17 protein-coding genes are annotated in these 18,658 nt (G+C 69.3%); 9 read left to right on the forward strand and 8 right to left on the reverse strand.

Annotated elements, in window-relative coordinates; translation table 11 throughout:
* Positions 1 to 98: 98 nt before the first annotated feature.
* Both ML01_RS12115 and ML01_RS12120 read right to left on the reverse strand, forming a co-directional pair.
* A complete protein-coding gene (locus ML01_RS12115) occupies positions 99 to 1,505 on the reverse strand; it encodes a CmpA/NrtA family ABC transporter substrate-binding protein (RefSeq protein WP_058555664.1) in 1,407 nt (468 codons plus the stop codon).
* Positions 1,506 to 1,997: 492 nt separating this feature from the next.
* Positions 1,998 to 2,573 (reverse strand): ANTAR domain-containing response regulator, encoded by a 576-nt coding sequence (locus ML01_RS12120; RefSeq protein ID WP_254045232.1) that lies wholly within the window; start codon positions 2,571 to 2,573, stop codon positions 1,998 to 2,000.
* A gap of 319 nt (positions 2,574 to 2,892) precedes the next feature.
* On the opposite strand from ML01_RS12120, the gene ML01_RS12125 reads away from it, so the two are divergent.
* Positions 2,893 to 3,315 (forward strand): globin family protein, encoded by a 423-nt coding sequence (locus ML01_RS12125; RefSeq protein WP_058555666.1) that lies wholly within the window; start codon positions 2,893 to 2,895, stop codon positions 3,313 to 3,315.
* Between the two features lie 130 nt (positions 3,316 to 3,445).
* Here the strand turns inward: ML01_RS12125 and ML01_RS27235 are convergent, their stop codons facing one another.
* Positions 3,446 to 4,339, reverse strand: coding sequence for a helix-hairpin-helix domain-containing protein (locus ML01_RS27235; protein WP_162268011.1), 894 nt, complete (start codon positions 4,337 to 4,339; stop codon positions 3,446 to 3,448).
* A gap of 209 nt (positions 4,340 to 4,548) precedes the next feature.
* The gene (locus ML01_RS12135) at positions 4,549 to 4,833 is read right to left on the reverse strand and encodes an RNA-binding protein (RefSeq protein ID WP_058555667.1); all 285 of its coding nucleotides are present in this window, start codon (positions 4,831 to 4,833) and stop codon (positions 4,549 to 4,551) included.
* Between the two features lie 464 nt (positions 4,834 to 5,297).
* On the opposite strand from ML01_RS12135, the gene ML01_RS27240 reads away from it, so the two are divergent.
* Positions 5,298 to 5,690: a Uma2 family endonuclease gene (locus ML01_RS27240; protein WP_216819164.1), complete on the forward strand. Its 393-nt coding sequence runs from the start codon at positions 5,298 to 5,300 to the stop codon at positions 5,688 to 5,690.
* Between the two features lie 57 nt (positions 5,691 to 5,747).
* Here ML01_RS27240 and ML01_RS12150 read toward each other — a convergent pair whose 3' ends face one another.
* The gene (locus tag ML01_RS12150; RefSeq protein ID WP_058555670.1) at positions 5,748 to 6,641 is read right to left on the reverse strand and encodes an alpha/beta fold hydrolase; all 894 of its coding nucleotides are present in this window, start codon (positions 6,639 to 6,641) and stop codon (positions 5,748 to 5,750) included.
* Positions 6,642 to 6,847: 206 nt separating this feature from the next.
* Between ML01_RS12150 and ML01_RS12155 the strand changes: the two genes are divergently transcribed.
* From ML01_RS12155 to ML01_RS12175, 5 genes are all read left to right on the forward strand, one after another.
* Positions 6,848 to 7,231, forward strand: a complete 384-nt coding sequence (locus ML01_RS12155; RefSeq protein ID WP_058555671.1) for a DUF6394 family protein — start codon at positions 6,848 to 6,850, stop codon at positions 7,229 to 7,231.
* A gap of 54 nt (positions 7,232 to 7,285) precedes the next feature.
* Positions 7,286 to 9,061 (forward strand): TrkA family potassium uptake protein, encoded by a 1,776-nt coding sequence (locus ML01_RS12160; RefSeq protein ID WP_082674211.1) that lies wholly within the window; start codon positions 7,286 to 7,288, stop codon positions 9,059 to 9,061.
* 163 nt (positions 9,062 to 9,224) lie between these two features.
* Entirely contained in the window at positions 9,225 to 9,776 is a 552-nt protein-coding gene (locus ML01_RS12165; RefSeq protein WP_058555672.1) for a hemerythrin domain-containing protein, read from the forward strand.
* A gap of 300 nt (positions 9,777 to 10,076) precedes the next feature.
* Positions 10,077 to 11,126, forward strand: coding sequence for a ferrochelatase (hemH, locus tag ML01_RS12170; protein WP_058555673.1), 1,050 nt, complete (start codon positions 10,077 to 10,079; stop codon positions 11,124 to 11,126).
* 117 nt (positions 11,127 to 11,243) lie between these two features.
* Positions 11,244 to 11,678, forward strand: coding sequence for a gamma-butyrobetaine hydroxylase-like domain-containing protein (locus tag ML01_RS12175; protein WP_058555674.1), 435 nt, complete (start codon positions 11,244 to 11,246; stop codon positions 11,676 to 11,678).
* A gap of 65 nt (positions 11,679 to 11,743) precedes the next feature.
* Here the strand turns inward: ML01_RS12175 and ML01_RS12180 are convergent, their stop codons facing one another.
* Entirely contained in the window at positions 11,744 to 12,400 is a 657-nt protein-coding gene (locus ML01_RS12180; protein WP_082674212.1) for a TetR/AcrR family transcriptional regulator, read from the reverse strand.
* 241 nt (positions 12,401 to 12,641) lie between these two features.
* On the opposite strand from ML01_RS12180, the gene ML01_RS12185 reads away from it, so the two are divergent.
* On the forward strand, positions 12,642 to 15,353 hold the full coding sequence (locus tag ML01_RS12185; protein WP_254045233.1) for a penicillin-binding protein 1A: 2,712 nt from the start codon (positions 12,642 to 12,644) through the stop codon (positions 15,351 to 15,353).
* Between the two features lie 78 nt (positions 15,354 to 15,431).
* On the opposite strand, the gene manA is transcribed toward ML01_RS12185, so the two are convergent.
* A complete protein-coding gene (gene manA, locus ML01_RS12190; RefSeq protein WP_058555676.1) occupies positions 15,432 to 16,772 on the reverse strand; it encodes a mannose-6-phosphate isomerase, class I in 1,341 nt (446 codons plus the stop codon).
* Positions 16,773 to 16,775: 3 nt separating this feature from the next.
* Positions 16,776 to 17,606, reverse strand: a complete 831-nt coding sequence (locus ML01_RS12195) for a protein-L-isoaspartate(D-aspartate) O-methyltransferase (RefSeq protein WP_371258212.1) — start codon at positions 17,604 to 17,606, stop codon at positions 16,776 to 16,778.
* Positions 17,607 to 17,838: 232 nt separating this feature from the next.
* Between ML01_RS12195 and ML01_RS29610 the strand changes: the two genes are divergently transcribed.
* Positions 17,839 to 18,582, forward strand: coding sequence for an SDR family oxidoreductase (locus tag ML01_RS29610; protein WP_216819165.1), 744 nt, complete (start codon positions 17,839 to 17,841; stop codon positions 18,580 to 18,582).
* Positions 18,583 to 18,658 lie beyond the last annotated feature (76 nt).

Here is an 18,658-nt window from a genome sequence, read left to right on the forward strand (position 1 = left end):
AGGGGGAGGCCGACTGAAGTCGGCGTACCCAGGGGGAGGCCGACTGAAGTCGGCGTACCCAGGGGGAGGCCGACTGAAGTCGGCGTACCCAGGAGGCGTCAAAGCACCTTATCGCCCTTGAGCCCGATCTCGAACTGCTCCAGGTAGGCATTCGGCTTGGCGCCGTCGTAGGCGACGCCGTCGATGAAGCCGGACTGCTTGCCCTTGAAGCCGGTCTCGGTGGCGAAGTCCGGGAAGTCCGAGGCCTGCATCACGCCATCGGCGATGAGCGCCGCAGCGGCCTTTTGGTAGATGTCCGGGCGGTACACCTGCTGCGCCGTGTCCATGTACCAGTCGTCGGGCTTCGGCTCGGCGATCTGGCCCCAGCGGCGCATCTGGGTCAGATACCAGATGGCGTCGGAGTAATACGGATAGGTCGCGTGGTAGCGAAAGAAGACGTTGAAGTCCGGCACCTCGCGCTTATCGCCCTTCTCGTATTCGAAGGTGCCGGTCATGGAGTTGGCGATGACCTCGGCATCGGCGCCGACGTAATTCGGCCGGCTCAGGATCTCGACGGCCTCCTTGCGGTTGGCGTTGTCGTTCTCATCCAGCCACTTGGCCGCGCGGATCATGGCCTTGACAATGCGCACCGTCGTGTTCGGGTTGGCTTCTGCGAATTCGGCCGTGATGCCGAAGACCTTCTCAGGGTTGTTCTGCCAGATCTCGTAGTCGGTGATGACGGGCACGCCGATGCCCTTGAACACCGCCTGCTGATTCCAGGGCTCGCCGACGCAGTAGCCGTCGATGGTCCCGGCCTCCAGCGTCGCCGGCATCTGCGGCGGCGGCGTCACGGACAGAAACACCTCGGCGTCGATCTGCCCGTCGATGTCGCCCTTGTGCGGGGCGTAGTAGCCGGGGTGCAGGCCGCCCGCGGCGAGCCAGTAGCGGAGCTCGTAGTTGTGCGTGGACACCGGGAAGACCATGCCCATCCTGAATGGCTTGCCCTCGGCCTTGTAGGCCTCGACGACGGGTTGCAGGTGCTCGGCGCTGATGGGGTGCTCGGGGCGTCCGTCGTCGCGCGTTGGGATGTGCGGCTTCATCTGCTCCCACACGGCGTTCGAGACGGTAACGCCGTTGCCGTTCAGGTCCATGGACAAGGGCGTGATCACGTGCGCCTTGGTGCCGAAGCCGATGGTGGCGGCGAGCGGCTGGCCCGCGAGCATGTGCGCGCCGTCGAGCTGGCCGTCGATGACGCGATCGAGCAACACCTTCCAGTTCGCCTGCGCCTCCAGCGTCACGTACAGGCCCTCGTCCTCGAAGTAGCCCTTCTCGTAGGCGATGGCGAGCGGCGCCATGTCCGTAAGCTTGATGAAGCCGAGCTTGAGGTCTTCCTTTTCGGGCTCGCCGAGCGCCTCGGCGAAGGCGGCGGGCGCCGAGAGCGGCCCGGCAGCGACGGCGACGGCGAGGAGCGCGCGCTTGAGGAAGCCGCGGCGGCTCGGATGGCTGGGTGTCGATGGCTGGGACATGGATCGGGACTGCCTTGCGTTTGGGTAGGGATGGCTCGGTTGTCGGCTGGCGCGACCAACAAAAAAGGCGTCCACCGCGACCCCGCTCGCGCGGGGCTCGATGGACGCCTTTGTCCGTTGGCCGGCCGCCATGGCCGTGCCGATGCTGTTGCTGCTCGATTGACGCTCGCCGGGGAGCGACTCCCCGTGACCTGCGCTCGAACCCGCCTTTGGGTCTGCCCGCCATTGGGCCTTGGTGCGCCGGTCTTTGAGCATTGTCGTTGCAGGGCACGTGCCAGCTTGAGCGCCGGCGGCCGCGCCGTGCTGCCCTGGGCATGCCAAGTGATTGTTGCTAAATGACGTCACAGCCGATGTAGCGACACCGGCCGGCTGCCAGGGACGCCGGGCACGCGCGGCGTGTCTGCGCAAAACCCGTGCAGCCGGCCCCTGGCTGCACCATCAGTGCTCAATAAAATGCTGTTGGTGTGGGAATCCTGTCCCGCCCAGCGCGCATCAGCCCTGCATCAGCTCGGCCGCGGCGATGACGCTGTCCGCGATCTCCGCGAGCTTCTTGTTGCGGCGCATCGCGAGCTTGCGCATGGCCTGGTAGGCCTCGGCCTCGCTCACGCCTTGCTGCTGCATGATGAGGCCCTTGGCGCGCTCGATGAGCTTGCGCTCGGCGAGCTTGGTCCGCGTCTCGGCAAGCTCCTGCTCCAGCGCCCGGTATTGGCGGAAGCGGGCCATGGCCGTCTCGACGATGGGCCGCACGCGCCGATTCTCGAGCCCATCGACGACATAGGCCGTGACACCGGCCTCGATGGCCTGGCGGATGCTCTCGCCGGCGTCGTCCTGCGTGAACATGACCATCGGCCGGGGCTGGCGGGCCTGCACGCTGCGCAGGCTCTCGAAGGTGTCGCGGCTTGGCGAGTCGATGTCGATGAGCACCACGTCCGGCGCGAAGCGCGCGACGGCCTGGAGCAGGTCGTCGTCTGGTGCCACGCAGGCGACGATGTCGAAGCCCTCGGCAGCGAGCGTCGGCCCCAGCACCGCGCGCCGGGTGGGGCGGGGATCCACGAGCATCACGCGCATCGACATTGGGGCTCCAGGAGCGGCGAGGGCAGGGCGGTGGTGCCGACGGGGCGGCGTGCAGCGTCGGCGGCCGACGCTTGGGCATGTTCCGGGGCGAGCGGCATTCCCCTGCGCGCCTGTTCCGTTGTTCGGCCCGGTGCATTCACCTACGACGAGCAGGGGCGCTCGCGCTGCCGAAGCGGTTCGACGCGCCTTAGACTACAGGCCGACCGTCGTGCGGCGCCAGACCGGCCTTGTCGGGCCCTGGCGCCGGCCGGCTCAACGCAAGACGACACCGACCCAGGCGACGCCCGGCGCGTCCAGAACCGAGGAAGCGTGCATGTCCCCCGATACCGTAACCCATGTCCAGCGCTCCTGGGCCAAAGTGCTGCCCATTGCCGAGCAGGCCGCCGAGCTCTTTTACGGCCGGCTGTTCGAGATCTATCCGGAGGTGAAGCCGCTGTTCAAAGGCGATATGCAGGAGCAGGGCCGCAAGCTGATGACCATGCTAGACACCGCCGTCAATGCGCTTACCAACCTGGAGGTGATCGTGCAGCCGGTGAAGGACATGGGCGCCCGCCACGCGCGCTACGGCGTCGGCAGCGCCGATTACGACAAGGTCGCCGACGCGTTGCTGTGGACCCTGGCGCAGGGGCTGGGCGATGAGTTCACGCCCGAGGTGAAAGGTGCCTGGGTGGAGGTCTACACCCTCGTCGCCGACACGATGCAGGCCGGTGCGGCGGAGGCGGCGGAGGCGGTGTAGTGCCGGTTCAGAAATGACCGGTACGCTCGATGGAGACAGCAAGGAACCCTGGCGCCGGCTGCGGCATGCCGCCTCGCCGCCTCGGCGCCTCGCCGCCTCGCCGCCTCGCCGCCTCGCCGCCTCGGCGCCCTCAGCGCTCCACACTGACCCAATCCCGCAGCCGCGCGAGCCGCTTCTCGCCGATGCCGGGCACGCGCAGCAACTCTTCGACGTTTGCGTAGGGGCGGTGCTCGATAATGGCGTTGGCGTAGTGCTCGCCGATGCCGGGGATGCGCATGAGGTCGTCGCGGGCGGCAGTGTTGATGTCGAGCGGGCCGGCGGGGGCGGACCGGCCGGTGGCGAGGTCGAATTCGCGATCCTCCAGGCGTTGCTGGCGGCGCTGCTCGCCGATCTCGTCCCAGTCCGTGTAGGCCCAGGCGCCTTTGCGCTGGGCGGCGGCGCGGAGCTCCGCGTCTTTGAGCTGCTCGCGGTAGTCGTCGCGGTTCAAGCCCTCCGGCGTGCCGCGATACACGCCGAAGGCGCGGGCGAGGCCGCGCTCCACCAGCACGGTGGCGAGATCGCGGCCGTCGGCGAGGCTGATAAAGCCGTAGATGCGCCGGTAGCGGCCGTCGCCGCCGCCGTCGGCGAAGGCGGTGTGCACGGTGAAGGGCTCGGCGAGCAGCTCGCCGACGGCGGCCTTGGCCTCGGCACCGAGAGTCTTGGCGAGCGCGATGGATTCCGGCACCTGCTCGCTGTAGTACGTAATGCCGAAGTAGCGGCGCTGCTGTTGCAGCCGGCGGGCGTCGGCGCGGTCGGTGACGTTGAGCTCGAAGGCGTCGGCGCCGTACAGCCGGATCGTGTGCTTTGCGCCGCTTGGGAATTGGACCTCGAAGCTGTCGCCATCGGCCCACTCCGTCGGGATGAGGCGCACACCCGGGATGCTCTCAAGCTCTGCGGCATTGGCTGCGGCGGCGGCGAGGCAACAGGCCCAGGCGAAGACGAGCAGGGAGAATCGAAAGGGGTCGAGGATGGGCAGTTTCGGCAACGGCGGGGTTCCGGTGCGGGCTTGCGTCCTCGCAAGCCTGCCCAAGATGGGCTTGATCGTCGCGGCAAGAAGCGGAGGCGGATTACGGAGGCTGCAACGCAGTCGGCGCGGGTCGAGCCCGCGCCGGATGCGGCCGACCTCGGTCGGCGTAACCGGGCTGCGGCCGGCTGAAAGCCGCCGCACCCGTGCGCGGCGTCAGCCGCGCTGGCTTACCAGCGGCGCGGGCCGCCGGCGCCGCGCGCCGGGCGGTCGCTCTTCGGCTTGGCCTGGTTCACGGTGATGTTGCGGCCCTTGAAGTCGCTCCCGTTCAAGCCCTTGATGGCGGCGTCCGCCTCGGAGTTGTTGGCCATTTCGACGAAGCCGAAGCCTTTGGACTGGCCGCTGAACTTGTCGGTGATCAGGTTCACCGCGTCAACGCTGCCGTACTGCGAGAAGGCGTCGCGCAGGTCGTTGTCGGTGACGGTGTAGGGAAGGTTGCCAACGTAAATGTTCATGGAAAATGTCTCGCGGATGTCAGGGGTGGTGCTTTGGGTGTCCGAACCTGCGCGCCGCTTGCGGGCAAAGCCCTTAAGGCAGCGCCGACGCAGGCGCGGGGGGCCGCAGGTGATGCTCGGTCCGGTTCGGACAACGTTGCACCGGGGGCGGCGCGAGGAGACAGGATGCTACGAATCTCGGGGGGAGCGGGCGGGGCGCTGGACCACGTTATGCCGCTAGGCGATAGCGCGTCAGGCCGGGCGGTCTCGTCGAAAAGGGCAGATGCCATGTGCCGGGCGGCTTTTGTGCCGCTTCAGCTTATCCTCGCGGCGCACATTATCAGGTTGGCGGCCGGGATGCTCGGCTATTTCAGCTCGTCGGCCGATCCACCGGACGAGACAGCGGGTGCGGGCCGTGGCGGGGTGTTGGGCCGCCGCGGCGGTTGCGGGATGATGTGGGCCGTCGAAGCCTATACGCGCAGGTCGTGGTAGAAGCCTCGAAGCTCAAAACCCTGTATGACTTGGCGGCGTCGCCGGACGAGGATGTCGAGCTGGTCGGCGGGGAGATCGTGCGGCGGCCGATGACGCGGCTGTCACACGCCGTGGCGCAAGGCAACACGCGGGGCGAGCTGCACGCCTACACGCGAGGCGCGGGGCCGGGCGGCTGGTTGATAGCGACCGACGTGAGCGTCGCTTACGAGGCACACGAGTGCCCCCCACACGATCTCGCCGGCTGGCGCCGTGAACGCTTGCCGCGGCTGCCGCAAGGGATCATCGATTTGCCCCCCCGACTGGGTCTGCGAGATCGTCTCGCCCGGGCACGAAAAGAAAGACACCTTGGCCATGCCGCTTCTGCTGCGCCGCCTGCGGCCGACTGAAGTCGGCGTACCCGGGCGCCGACTTAGGTCGGCGTACCCATCCGTCGGCGGGCGCGGTCAGTCGCCGTTCCAAAACCCCTCCAGCAGCGCGAAGGTGGCCTCCGGGCGCTCCCAGTGCGGCATGCCGCGGTGGGGGGCGAGGGTCTCGAAGCGCCAGTTGGGCCGGCTCGCGGCGAACTCGGGCAACTGCTCGAAGCCGATGTAAGGGTCGCGGTCGGCGATGGCGAGCACGGGGCTCTCGGTGAGCCGCCCGTAGAGCCGTTCTTCGGCCTCACGCGTGAAGAGCTGCATGGAGAGGAAGGTGAGCGGCGCATGGCGGGCGCCCGGCTGGTGGGCGGTGGCGTAGGCGTAGTCCACCAGCTCCTGCGGCGCCGCGCCGACGAAGGACTTGTTCAGGTAGTAGCGGATGCTCGGCCGCGACGTGAGCAGGCCGAACAGCCCCTGCGACCACAGCGGCATGGTTAGCACCGGCCGCGCGACCCGCGAGAAGCCCGGGCCCGGCGTGCCGCGGGCGCTGAAGCCGGTGGGCGAGATCAGCGCCAGCGAGGCGATGCTGCGCGGCGCGGCGAGCGCGGCGCGGGCGGCAAACTCGGCACCGAGCGACAGCGCCAGCACATCCGCCGGCGCGCCGATGACCTGCTCCAGCATGGCGACGATGGCGTCCGCATACAGCTCCGGCGTGTAGGCGCGCGCGCCGCGCTCGGACTGGCCAAAGCCCGGCAGGTCCAGGCTGTAGACCGGCCGCGCGCCGCGCCAGCGCTCGAAGATGGGCTTGACCTCGAAGCTGCTCGGTGCTGCGTTGACGCTGTGCACCAAGAGCAGCGGGCGGCCATCGCCGTCCTCGTCGGCGTAGTAGGCGAGGCGCCCGGCGCGGGCTGTGTGCAGCTCGGCGAGCGGTGCGTCGAGCGCCGGCGGTAGCGGCGGATAGGTGGACTCGTGCGGTTGGCTCATTCGGACAGCGCTCCCTGGTTGAGTGAAATCGCGGCGACTCGCCGACACCGACGGTTGCATCGCCCGGCCGCAGTGGGGATTATGCGCCGGCCGGCAGGCGCCGGCTGCCGCAGCGTGACGCAGCTTTACATTTGCGGCTGCTGCCGAGGCGTCGGCGGGCTCTGACCCGCCGCTCACCGTCTGTCCCGTCGTCCTGGAGTGCCGCCGTGAATCCGGAAAAGGTCGTCTTCGGCTTCTTCATCCTGCTGGCGCTGACGCTGAACGTCGGCTTCGTCTATGGCGAGATCGATAACCCTGATCATCACCACGTGTGGGAGTTCGCGTCGGTCGTCGTCGTCAACGGCATCGCGACCATCCTGAAGCTCGGCGACCGTACGCAGATGGGCGCCGTGCTGCTGGCCACGAGCCTGGTGGCGATGTTGCAACTGCTCGGTGGTGCGCTGCTCTGGACCATTGCTGCGCATGGCACGCAAGCCGGCTTCACCGCCGGCACGCTGTCGAGCGTCGTGTCCCTGGCTGCCGGTGCGCTGGTGGCGAACGTCGTCTCGGTGGTGCTGCTCGTCATCGAGACGGTGCTGCTGCGGCGCTGACGCGGCGCCGGCCCCGACCCGAGAACCCTGCGACCCTCGCCCGCGCCGGCCGCGATGGACAGCACCTTCTTCCTGATCTTCCGGCGGATGCGCACGCCGCTGTTGGCGCTGCTCGTGACCTACAGCATCGCGACCATCGGGCTCGTGGTCATTCCGGGGCAGGATGAAGCGGGCAACGTGGTTCATCTGAGCTTCTTCGATGCCTTCTACTTCATCAGCTACACGGCCACCACCATCGGCTATGGCGAGATCCCCTATGCGCTGACGGGCGCACAGCGCATCTGGGTGACCTTCTGCATCTATGCGACGGTCATTGTCTGGATCTACTCCATCGGCTCGCTGATCGCGCTGTTGCAGGACAAGACCCTGCAGCGGGCCATGGAAGAGAGCCGTTTCAGCCGGCGTGTCGGCGCCGTGCGCGAGCCCTTCTATCTCATCTGCGGCTATGGCCAGACGGGCAGCGGCCTGGTGCGCGCCTTGACCGACCGCGGCCAGCGCGCGGTGGTGTTGGACAACAACCCCGATCGCATCAACCAGCTCAAGCTCGAGAATCTGCGCGAGTACGTGCCGGCGCTGCGGGCGGACGTGCGTCGGCCCGACAGCCTGCTGCTGGCAGGGCTGCGCCGGCCCAACTGCCGCGGCGTGCTGGCGCTCACGTCCGACAACGAGGTCAACCTCAGGGTGGCGCTTGCGTCCAAGCTGTTGCAGCCGAGTGCGACGGTCATCTGCCGAGCGGACTCGCACGCGGTGGAGGCCAACATGGCCTCCTTTGGCACCGATCACATCTACGACCCCTTTGATACCTTTGCCCTCTCCTTCGCCACCGCGCTGCGGTCGCCGTGCTTGACGCGCTTGTCCGAGTGGCTCGGCGAGCAGCGCGGCTCGCGGTTGCGCGAGCCGACCTATCCGCCGGCGCACGGGCTCTGGGTGCTGTGCGGCTACGGGCGCTTCGGCAAGGCGTTGTACCGGCACTTGCGGGAGCAGGACATCGAGCTGGTGGTCATCGAGTCGCGCCCCGAGCGCACCGGACGGCCGGACTGCCCGCTGGTGGAGGGGCCGGGTACGGAGGCGGATACGTTGGAGCAGGCCGACATCCATCGCGCCGTCGGGCTCATTGCCGGCACCGACAACGATGCGAACAATCTGAGCATCGTCATGACCGCCAAGACGCTGAACCCGGGGCTGTTCATGGTGGTGCGCGAGAATCAGCTCATGAACCGGGAGCTGTTCGATGTCGTCAACGCCGACATCCTGATGCATCCGAGCCTGATCGTCGCCGATCGCATCCGCATGCTGCTCGCGACGCCGCTGCTGACCGAGTTTCTCAATGCTGCCCGCCTGGAGGACGACGCCTGGGCCTGCGAGCTCATCGACCGCCTCGCCGCGCTGGTGCACGACCAGGCGCCGGAGGTCTGGCAGGTGCGCATCGACGCCCGCGACGCCTATGCGCTGTTTCGGCTGCGGCCCGACGAGCCGCTGCCGCGGCTTGGCGACCTGCTGCGGGATCCGCGCGACCGCGGCTGCCGGTTGCCGGCCATGGCGCTGCTGCGCAAGCGCGAGCACAGCCGCACGCTGCTGCCGGACCCGAACGACCGGCTCCGCGACGGCGACCTGCTCCTGTTCTGCGGGCGCCCGTCGGCGCAGTTCAGCATGCGCTGGACGCTGCAGAACGCCTACGCGCTCACCTACGTGCTGCACGGCGAGAGCCCGCCCCGCGGCCTGGTGTGGGCCTGGCTGCTGCGCCGCCGCCGCGAGCGCGCGGCGGCGCGCGCAGCAACGCCGCCGACCGCGCCGCGGGCGCCGACGCCGCCGCCCGAGGATTGCGGCTGATCGCGGCGCGGGCCGGCGCCGCACCCGGTGTCGGCGCCTGCTCGGTTTGCTTCGCCCCCGTTGCTGTCATATCGTCGGGATATCCCCGCCGCTGCCGTGGCGCATATGCTGCGGCAACCGCACTTCCCATCCCCATCGAGACCGCATCCCGGGAGGCAGCCTGATGAACGCCCTGCTGGAACGACTCGCCGAGGACCATCGTCGCCTCACGCAACTGCTGGTGCTGCTGGAAGGCATGCTGGACCACTTCAGCGATGGCGCTGAGCCGGACTACGCGCTGATGTGCGAGCTCCTGGAGTACATGATCGACTACGCCGACCAGGTCCATCACCCGAGCGAGAACCTGATCTTCGAGCGTCTGCTGGCGCAGCCGGGGCAGGGCCATGACGTGCTGCGCCGGCTGATGCTCCAGCACGAGGCGCTGTCGGCGCTGAATCGCCGCTTCAGGGAATCGATCGAGGGCATCGTGCACGAAGAGGTGCTGCCGCGCGACGAGGTGGAGCAGCAGGGCCGCGAGCTGGTGGCGACGCTGCGCGAGCACATGCGCCTGGAAGACCAAGAGGCCTTCCCCCTCGCCGCCGAGCTGCTGAGCGCCGCGGAGTGGCAAGACCTGGGCGCCGCGGCGCCGACCGCATTGGACCCGGTGTTTGGCCAGGCGGACCCGGAGCGCTTCCGCGCGCTCTGCGCGCAACTGCGGGCCGAGATCCGCGAGTGACCGCGGCGCCGCCGGGCTGATTCGGCTGCCGCGCAGCCCGGCACATTCGCTCCGCCAATCCGACGCACCGTTGCGGGAACGCAACGACGGCGCCCGCCCGTTTGGGCGGGCTGTGACTAAGCGCGGCTTCGCAGTGCCGTCGAGCCGTTGTCTGCGCCGACTCCGCCCCGACCTATCGACCAACCGGGGTGATTCCCCCGCGACTTGCCGCCTGTCGGGCGTCATGCCATCCGGCCGGAAATGGCCGAGCCCTCCATTACCATTACGGAACGCAGGGATAAACCTGGCGACCGCTTTACGATGCGATACAAGAATGTGCCCGGATTCGAGCACGGCACGCCGGAACGCTTGGGCGTGCTGATGCTGAACCTTGGAACGCCGGATGCCCCGACCTCGTCGGCGGTGCGGCGTTACCTGTCGGAGTTCCTGAACGACCCGCGCGTGGTCGAGCTGCCGCGCCCCGTGTGGTGGCTGGTGCTGCACGGCGTCATCCTGCGCGTGCGCCCGAGCCGTTCCGCGCGTGCCTACCAGTCCGTCTGGACCGAGCGCGGCTCGCCGTTGCTCGACGTGGCCCAGCGCCAGGCCACCGGGCTGCGGGCACTGCTCGAAGCGCGTTTCGGCAAGGGCGTGCATGTCGAGCTCGGCATGCGCTACGGCAACCCGTCCGTGCCGGAAGCGCTGAACAAGCTCAAGGAGGCCAACGTCCGGCGGCTCCTGGTGCTGCCGCTGTATCCGCAGTATTCCGGCACCACCACGGCGTCGGTGTTCGATGCGGTCACGGATGAGCTCAGCACCTGGCGCTGGCTGCCGGAGCTGCGCTTTATCAACCAGTACCACGACGATGCCAACTACATCGATGCCGTTGCGCACAGCATCCAGGCCTACTGGGCCGAGCACGGCGAGCCTGAGCGGCTGCTGTTCTCGTTCCACGGCATCCCCAAGCGCTACTTCATGGCCGGCGACCCTTACCACTGTCACTGCCACAAGACCGCGCGCATGGTGGTGCAGCAGCTCGGGCTGGCGGAGGACCGCTGGCTCGTGTCCTTCCAGTCTCGCGTGGGGCGCGACGAATGGCTGCAGCCCTACACGGATGAGACCCTAAAGCTCTGGGGTGCCGACGGCGTGAAGCGCGTGCATGTGATCGCGCCGGGCTTCTCCGCCGATTGCCTGGAGACGCTGGAAGAGATCGACGTCGAGAACCGCGAGTATTTCACCGAGGCGGGTGGCGAGGACTATCACTACATCCCCTGCCTCAATGACGACCCGCGCCACCTAGAGATGATGCTCGGCCTCGTCGAGCGCCACGCCTGCGGCTGGCCGGAGATGAGCGGGGTGGCGGAGGACTGGTGAGCGGCCGGCGTGTCGACGTCCCGGGCGACACGGGACTGCGCGATTGGAAGCCGCCACCGCCGGCCGCAACTTCCGCCCAACGATCCGCCTCACCCTCGGCACCGCCGCTACACGCCCATGGCCAATCACCCGCTGCCCATTGAGCTCAACCTGCACCAGAAGACCCGCGTGCTGGAGATCACCTACGACGACGGCGCGCGCTTTCGGCTGCCGTGCGAATATCTGCGCGTGTACTCGCCATCGGCCGAGGTCCGCGGCCATTCGCCGGAGCACGCCAAGCTGCAGGTGGGCAAGGAGTTTGTGAACATCCGCGACCTGCAGCAGGTGGGCAGCTACGCGGTGAAGATCGTCTTTGACGACGGCCACAAGTCCGGCCTGTACGACTGGGGTTATCTCTACAAGCTCGGGCGCGCCTGGCAGCCCCTGTGGCAGGACTATCTGAGCCGTCTCGCCGACGCCGGGCGCCAGCGCAACGGGTCGGACCCATTCGAGGCCCTGCGCGAGCGCGGCGAGGCACCGTCCGAGCTGCCGGAAGCGGTCGCGGCGGGCTGAGCGGACTGGAGTGTTGACCTCCAGGTCAACACGGCGACAGCGCGCGATGCACTGGTGTCGCGACCCTAGCCCCTAGCCCCTAGCCCCTGTATTCCGCTGAGCGCAAAAAGCCACACATGCTCCACCAGCGCGTCGAGCCGCTCCGGCACCGGCGGGCGCTCGGGGTGCAGGCGCGTGACGATGGGCCCGGCGTGGTGGTAGTACAGGATTTGTCCGACAACGCTCGCGGCACAGTCGATGGTGCGCGGATCGCGCGGCGGGCAGCCCAGGAGCTCGCCGACGATGCTGTAGAGCTCGCGGGCGTCGGGCTCCAGGTGCTCGGTTACGATGCGGTCCAGCACCTCGCTCGGGCGGGCCATTTCGGAGAGGTAAATGGTGCTGAGCTGCACCTGGCGGCTGGCGTCGCCGACGCCGCAGAAGATCTCCTCGAACAGCGCGCGGATGTAGACCCGAAGCCGTTCTGCCGCCGGCGCGTCCGCCGGCAGGAAGGCCGTGCGGCGCTCGCGCAGCGTCTCGAACAGCGTGCCGTAGATCGCCTCGTAGAGCTTGCGCTTGTCGCCGAAGTGGTAGTGCACCGCGGCCACGTTGGCGCCGGCGCGACTGCAGATCTCGCGGATCGTCGCCGCCTCGTAGCCGTGCTCGGCAAAGACCTCCAATGCCGCCTCCAGCAACCGTTCTCGGGTACCACCCGTGCCGGGGGTAGCCTGTGCCGTCTCTGCCAACGTCTTGCTGCTCCAACATCACTTGCCGCGTGGCGAGTGTAACCGAAGGTAGACTGGATTCCTTGCCGGCGCCTCGTGCGCGCGGCGCGCCGCACTGTATCGATGACGCCTGTCGGACCGCTGCGCGTCTGGTGTGTCCGACGATAGGTGAAGCGCACCGGGCGGTGTAGAATTTGTCAGACGAATGCGCGGCAAGTCGCTGTTATGCCGCACCTCAGGCACAGCAGAGCGGTGAAAAGCCTTGCAAACACCAGACAATCCTCCGGCCGCACCGAGCCATCCGGACGCCCCGGGCAACCAAGCCGCCGCCGCCGCCGATCCGGCCACTGTCGATACCGCGGCCGCAGGCGCTGCCGACGAGCCGCGCCGCGGTGGCAGGCCGCCGTCCGGCGGCCGGCTGGCAAGGCCAAAGCGCCGCACTCGCGCGCGCAAGGGGCGCAAGGGCCGCCGCGAGGGGGCCTTCTCCGGCATCCTGCACACCTTCTCGCGTATCGTCGCCGCGCCGCTGGCGTTGCCGCTGGATGCGGCGCTGATCGGCGCCATCGGTGCGTCGGTGCTGCTCCTCAGCATCCATGAGGAGCTGCCCTCGGTGGATGCGCTGCAGGAGCTCAGCTACGAAGAACCGCTGCGCATTTACAGCGCCGCCGGCTCGTTGATGGCGGAGTACGGCGTCCAGCGTCGCCGCGCCGTGGCTTTCGAGGACATCCCGCCGGACTTGGTCAAGGCCTTCATCGCCGCCGAGGACAGCCGCTTCTACGATCACGCCGGCATCGACGCCATCGGCCTCGCCCGCGCCGCGTACGCCGTGGCCCAGGCCGGTGAGGCTACGCAGGGCGGCAGTACCATCACCATGCAGGTGGCGCGCAACTTCTTCCTGACACCCGAGAAGACGGTCAAGCGCAAGCTGACCGAGATCCTGCTCGCCATGCGCATGGAGACCACGCTCGCGAAGGACGACATCCTGGAGCTGTATCTCAACAAGATCTTCTTCGGCAATCGCGCCTACGGCATCTCCGCCGCCGCCGAGTTCTACTACAGCAAGACGCTGGATCAGCTCACCCTGGCCGAGATGGCCATGCTGGCGGGCCTGCCGAAGGCGCCGTCCGCAAACAACCCGCTGGCGGACCCGGAGCGCGCCCGCGAGCGCCGCGACTGGATCCTGGACCGCATGCTCCAGCTCGGCTACATCGACGAGGTGGACCACAGCATGGCCTGGGTCTCGCCGGTTACGGCCACGGCCTACACGGCACCCATCGAGCTCGAAGCCGGCTACGCCGCCGAGATGGCCCGGCAGGCCGTCGTCGAGCGCTTCGGCGAGCAGGAGGCCTACAAGCTCGGCCTCAAGGTCACCACCACCATCGACGATGACCTGCAGACCGAGTCCGACCGATCGCTGCGCCGCGCGCTGGATGCCTACAACGCCCGCCACGGCTACCACGGCCCGGAGGACCAGCTTGAGGGCGTCGCCGAGATGACGACGGAAGCGCTGGACGAGTACCTCGCGGGGCGTCCGGAGGTGCCGGAGCGGCCCGTCGGTGTCGTCACCGAGTCCGGCGCGTCCTCCGCCAAGGTCTACCTGGGCGGCGGCGAGACCTTGGAGCTCAAGCTGTGGCAGGTCAACCACATGCGCCGCTACGTCAACGAGAACGCCAAGGGGCCGCGGCAGGGCAGGGTGGACCGCGTCATTCCGGCCGGCGATGTGATTCGCCTGCGCAAGAACGACAGAGGCACCTGGATCCTGACCCAAGTGCCCACCGTCGGCGGCGCGTTGGTGGCGATTGCGCCGATGGACGGTGCCATCCGGTCCGTCTCCGGCGGCTACGAGTTCGACTGGTCGAAATTCAACCGCGTCACCGACGCCCGCCGCCAGCCCGGCTCCACGTTCAAGCCCTTCGTCTACGCCGCGGCGCTGGCCAAGGGCTACACGCCGGCGAGCCTGGTCAGCGACACGCAGAAGAGTTTCGGCCGCTGGAAACCCAAGAACGCCGACGGCAGGTACATGGGCACCATTCGCATGCGCGTGGCGCTGGCCAAGTCCAGGAACCTGGCCATCGTCAATCTCCTCGATCGGATGGGCATCGATTACACGCGGGACTTCCTGCAGCGCTTCGGCTATTCGATGGAAGATAACCCGCGCAACTACGGCCTCGCGCTCGGCGGCGGCAGCTCGACGCCCCTGCAGCTCGCCGCCGGCTATGCCGTGTTCGCCAACGGCGGCTACAAGATCGAGCCCTACGTGGTGCAGCGTATCGAGGACGCCGCCGGCAACCTGCTGTTCGAGGCCGCACCACCGCGCGCCTGCGCCAGTTGTTGGCTGGAGCCCCGCAAGGGCGAGGCCGAGGTCCTCGGTTTGGATGAGGCGGACGGCCCCCTTGCGCAGCAGGTGCTGGACCCGCGCATCGCCTACAACATGGACTCGATGCTGAAAGACGTGATCACGGTCGGCACCGCCACGCGCGCGCGGCGGCTTGGCCGCTCCGACCTCGCCGGCAAGACCGGCACGACGAATGAGTCCCGCGATTCCTGGTTCGCCGGCTACTCACCCGCGCTCGTGACCATCGCCTGGCTGGGCATGGACGACAACCGGCCGCTCGGCATCGGCGAGTGGGGCGGCACCGCGGCGCTCGGCATGTGGGTGGACTTCATGGCCGACGCCATGAAGGACGAGCCCATCGCCCAGATCAAGCGCCCGGAGGGCATGGTCGCCGTGCGCATCAACGCCGCCACCGGTGTCGCCAGCGGCGGCGGCGGCCTGGTGGAGTACATTCGCAGCGAGTACGAGCTGATGACGCTGGGGCCGGAGCCGGTCAAGTTCGCGGCCGCCTCCGGTGGCGGGGGCTCGCGGGCCGCCAGCGGCCCGCGGCGCGCCGTCGGCTCCCGCAGCGCGCCCCGGAGCGCGGCTCGCAGTGCCCCGCGACGCAGTGCTCCGCGCGTGATGGACGAGCTGTTTTAAGGAAACGCCGCAGTATTCGGCGTTTCCCGCCGGGCACGGCCGCGTAGATGCAGGTGCGCTCCCGTGCTCGCCGTCACCTCAGGGATGCCACGGCCGTGCCGCGCACCTGCCCTCGCCGCCGGGTGCGGCCGCAACGGTCGCGAGCGCCAGGTCCGCTCCGCCATCCGCGCCGAGCCGGGCCGCTCGCCCCGCGGGCAACAGGAAGCTGCTGCCTCTGCCGAGCCGCAGCTCCGCATCGCCGGCGGCGATCATCGCATCGCCCTGCAGCACCAGCCCCAGCACGATCGCCGTCGGGCGCAGTACCTGCGCGCCGCCGGCCGCCAGGCGCAGCCGATGCAACGCAAACTCGCTGACCGGCGGCGCGTAGACCGTGAGCCCGGGCGCATCCGGCACCGGGCTCGGCGCGCAGACGGCCGGCGCCCGCGGGTCCACCTGCAGCACGGCGAGCAGGGCATCCACATCGATGTGCTTCGTCGTGAGTCCGCCGCGGAGCACGTTGTTGGAGCTCGCCATCAGCTCCAGCCCGGCCCCGGCGAGGTAGCTGTGCAGCTCCCCGGCGGGCAAGAAGATCGCCTCCCCCGGGCGCAGATGCAGCAGATTCAGCAGCAGAAACGCGAGCAGGCCGCGGTCGTGGTGGCCGTCGGCCGAGAAGCGCCGGTCGGCGTCGAGCAGCCAGCGGCAGCGCGCCTGGCCCGGGTCCGCGGGGTCGTCGGCGCGCCTGCGGCTGGTCGCGATCACGGGCGCAAGCAGCGCGTCGATGTCCGGCTGCGGCAGGCGCATCAGCTCGCCGTAGGCCCGGCGCAGCCCGGCGGGGGTGTCGTCCAGGGTGTCCGCGAAGGCGCGCAGCGCGGGGTAATGCGCCAGCTCCGCGGCGATCTCGGCCAGCGGTCGGAAACCGCGCAACGCATGGAACTCCGTCAGCGCCAGCAGCAGCTCGGGCTTGTGGTTGCGGTCGCGGTAGTTGCGCCGGGGGTCCGTCGGTGCAATACCGCGGCGGTCTTCGTCGGCGAAGCCCTGCTCCGCCTGGGTGCGATTCGGATGCGCCTGGATCGACAGCGGCGTCGCCGCCGACAGCACCTTGAACAGAAACGGCAGCTCGCCGCCGAAGCGGGCCGCCGCCTCGGCGCCGAGCAGCGCCGCCGGGGCCGCGGCGATGAGCCGGTCGAGCGGCACCGGCACACCGTCCAGCTCCGCCGTCGCCGGCAGCTCATGGTGGGCGCCGATCCAGAGCTCGGCATGCGGCCTGTCCGCCGGTGCCGGCTGGCCGAGCAGTGCCGGAATAAAGGCATGGTCGCCCCAGCCGTAATGCTGCACGCCGCAGGTGAGCACCAAGGGGCGCGGGCTCTGCAGGTAGGCGCTAATCCGGTCAGCGCGGCGGGTGTCCCGTGCGGCGTTGCTGCCGCCGTTGGCCGCCGCCATCGGCTACGGCCCCGCGTCGTCGCGGGCGCCGTCGCCCGTCACGGGGACAAAGCGCACGGGCAAGAGCGCCGCGCGCGCGAGCGTCCCGTCCGGCTGCTTGGTCAGCACCGTGAGCTGCTGCTCCGCGTAAGTCTCGCCCACGGGCATGACCAGCCGCCCGCCCGCTGCGAGCTGGTCGATGAGCGGCTGCGGGATCTTCGGATGCGCGGCCGTGACCACCACCGCGTCGAAGGGCGCGGCGTCGGGCCAGCCCAGATAGCCGTCGCCGGCACGTACGTGTACGTTGTCGTAGCCGAGCCGGGCCAGGGTCTCGGCGGCGCGGGCCGCGAGCTCCGGCACGATCTCGACGCTGTAGACCTCCACCCCCATCGCACCGAGCACCGCGGCTTGATAGCCTGAGCCGGTGCCGAGCTCGTAGACGCGATCGCCCGCCTGCACGCCCGCGAGCTGACTCATGACCGCGACGATATAGGGCTGCGAGATGGTCTGGCCCTGGCCGATGGGCAGCGGGCTGTCCGCGTAAGCTTGGGGCCAGAGCTGGCGCGGCACGAACTCCTCCCGCGGCACGCTGCGCATGGCGCGGAGCACGGCGGGGTCCAGGCGGTCGAAACCGAGGAAGCCGCTGGTGAGCACCACGTCGCGCTCGATGCTGTCCACCAGCCGCGCGCGGGCGGCGGCGAAGCGGGTCGCGTCCGTTGGCGGCGGGCCCAAGCTCATGGCCGCGGTGCCCCAGCCCGAGAGTGCGACGAGCAGGACGGCGGCAAGCGGGCCGCGCCGGTTGCGGCGCCGGGCGGTTGATACTTGTCGGGTTGGAAAGCGCTCGGGATCGTGCATGCTGCTGCGCGCCGGGCGAGTGCTGCCGTTGTTGGATCGGAATAGGTCATGGCGGAAAGGCCTCCGCTCTGGGCACGGGCTTGATGTTAGCACCGGCCGGAGGCCGAGGGGAGCCAGCGTGGTCCGGTTCGGCAGAAGGCCGGCGCCGGCCGTTGTGGCCCGGCCCGGCGATCACGCGCGGGCGATCCACCACGATGTCAGTTCTGCTGTCAGTTCTATGGAGGTCATCAAGATGCTCAATGTCACCGGCAAAGTCGCCGTCATCACCGGCGCGAGCCGCGGCCTGGGGGCCGGGCTTGCAGAGGCTTTTCTCGCGCGCGGCGTCAAGGTCGCGGCCTGCGCCCGGCAGCGTCCGGCGCTGGCGGGCGATGCCGCGGAGGTCCTGAACGCGTCCGCCGATGTCACCGACGCGCGGGCCATGGCGCGCTTCTGTGCCGCCGCCGTGGAGCGCTTCGGGCGTGTGGACCTGTGGATCAACAACGCCGGCCTGCTCGCGCCCATCGGGCCGCTGCGGGACAACGACCCGGCCGAGTTTGCGCGGCACATCGAGGTGAACGTGCTCGGCGTCTTCCACGGCAGCCAGGTCTTCATCCGCCATGTGCGCGAGCGCGGCGGCGCCGGCGTGCTGCTCAACATCAGCTCCGGTGCCGCGCGCAACGCCTACGCCGGCTGGTCCGCCTACTGCGCCGGCAAGGCGGCCGTGGATCGGATGAGCGAGTCCATTGCGCTGGAAGAGACCGGCACCGGGCTCCGCGTGCATGCCGTCGCCCCCGGCATCATCGACACGGACATGCAGGCGCTGATCCGCCAGTGCTCCCCGGAGCAATTCCCGCGGGTGCAGAAGTTCCTGGACCTCAAGGCCAGCGACGCCTTCAGCTCCACCGCCTTCGTTGCCGAGCGCATGCTGGCGCTCGCCTTCGACCCCGCCGCCGCCGACACGCCGGTGTTGACTTCGCTGCCGCTGGAGCATGGGTGAGGGAGAAAAGAAGGGCCGAGGGCCGAGGGCCGAGGGAGCCCTCCTTGGCCCTTGGCCCTCGGCCCTCGGTCCAACC

It is taken from the genome of Thiohalocapsa sp. ML1 (genome assembly GCF_001469165.1).
Classification (GTDB): domain Bacteria; phylum Pseudomonadota; class Gammaproteobacteria; order Chromatiales; family Chromatiaceae; genus Thiohalocapsa.

Bases quoted from the DNA above. Each gene is read 5' to 3' on its own strand.
- ML01_RS12125 (WP_058555666.1), top strand. From the start codon at position 2,893: ATGTCCCCCGATACCGTAACCCATGTCCAGCGCTCCTGGGCCAAAGTG.
- ML01_RS12175 (WP_058555674.1), top strand. From the start codon at position 11,244: ATGGCCAATCACCCGCTGCCCATTGAGCTCAACCTGCACCAGAAGACC.
- ML01_RS12120 (WP_254045232.1), bottom strand. From the start codon at position 2,573: ATGCGCGTGATGCTCGTGGATCCCCGCCCCACCCGGCGCGCGGTGCTG.
- manA (WP_058555676.1), bottom strand. From the start codon at position 16,772: ATGGCGGCGGCCAACGGCGGCAGCAACGCCGCACGGGACACCCGCCGC.
- ML01_RS12135 (WP_058555667.1), bottom strand. From the start codon at position 4,833: ATGAACATTTACGTTGGCAACCTTCCCTACACCGTCACCGACAACGAC.
- ML01_RS29610 (WP_216819165.1), top strand. From the start codon at position 17,839: ATGCTCAATGTCACCGGCAAAGTCGCCGTCATCACCGGCGCGAGCCGC.
- hemH (WP_058555673.1), top strand. From the start codon at position 10,077: ATGCGATACAAGAATGTGCCCGGATTCGAGCACGGCACGCCGGAACGC.
- ML01_RS12195 (WP_371258212.1), bottom strand. From the start codon at position 17,606: ATGCACGATCCCGAGCGCTTTCCAACCCGACAAGTATCAACCGCCCGG.
- ML01_RS12115 (WP_058555664.1), bottom strand. From the start codon at position 1,505: ATGTCCCAGCCATCGACACCCAGCCATCCGAGCCGCCGCGGCTTCCTC.
- ML01_RS12165 (WP_058555672.1), top strand. From the start codon at position 9,225: ATGAACGCCCTGCTGGAACGACTCGCCGAGGACCATCGTCGCCTCACG.
- ML01_RS12150 (WP_058555670.1), bottom strand. From the start codon at position 6,641: ATGAGCCAACCGCACGAGTCCACCTATCCGCCGCTACCGCCGGCGCTC.
- ML01_RS12160 (WP_082674211.1), top strand. From the start codon at position 7,286: ATGGACAGCACCTTCTTCCTGATCTTCCGGCGGATGCGCACGCCGCTG.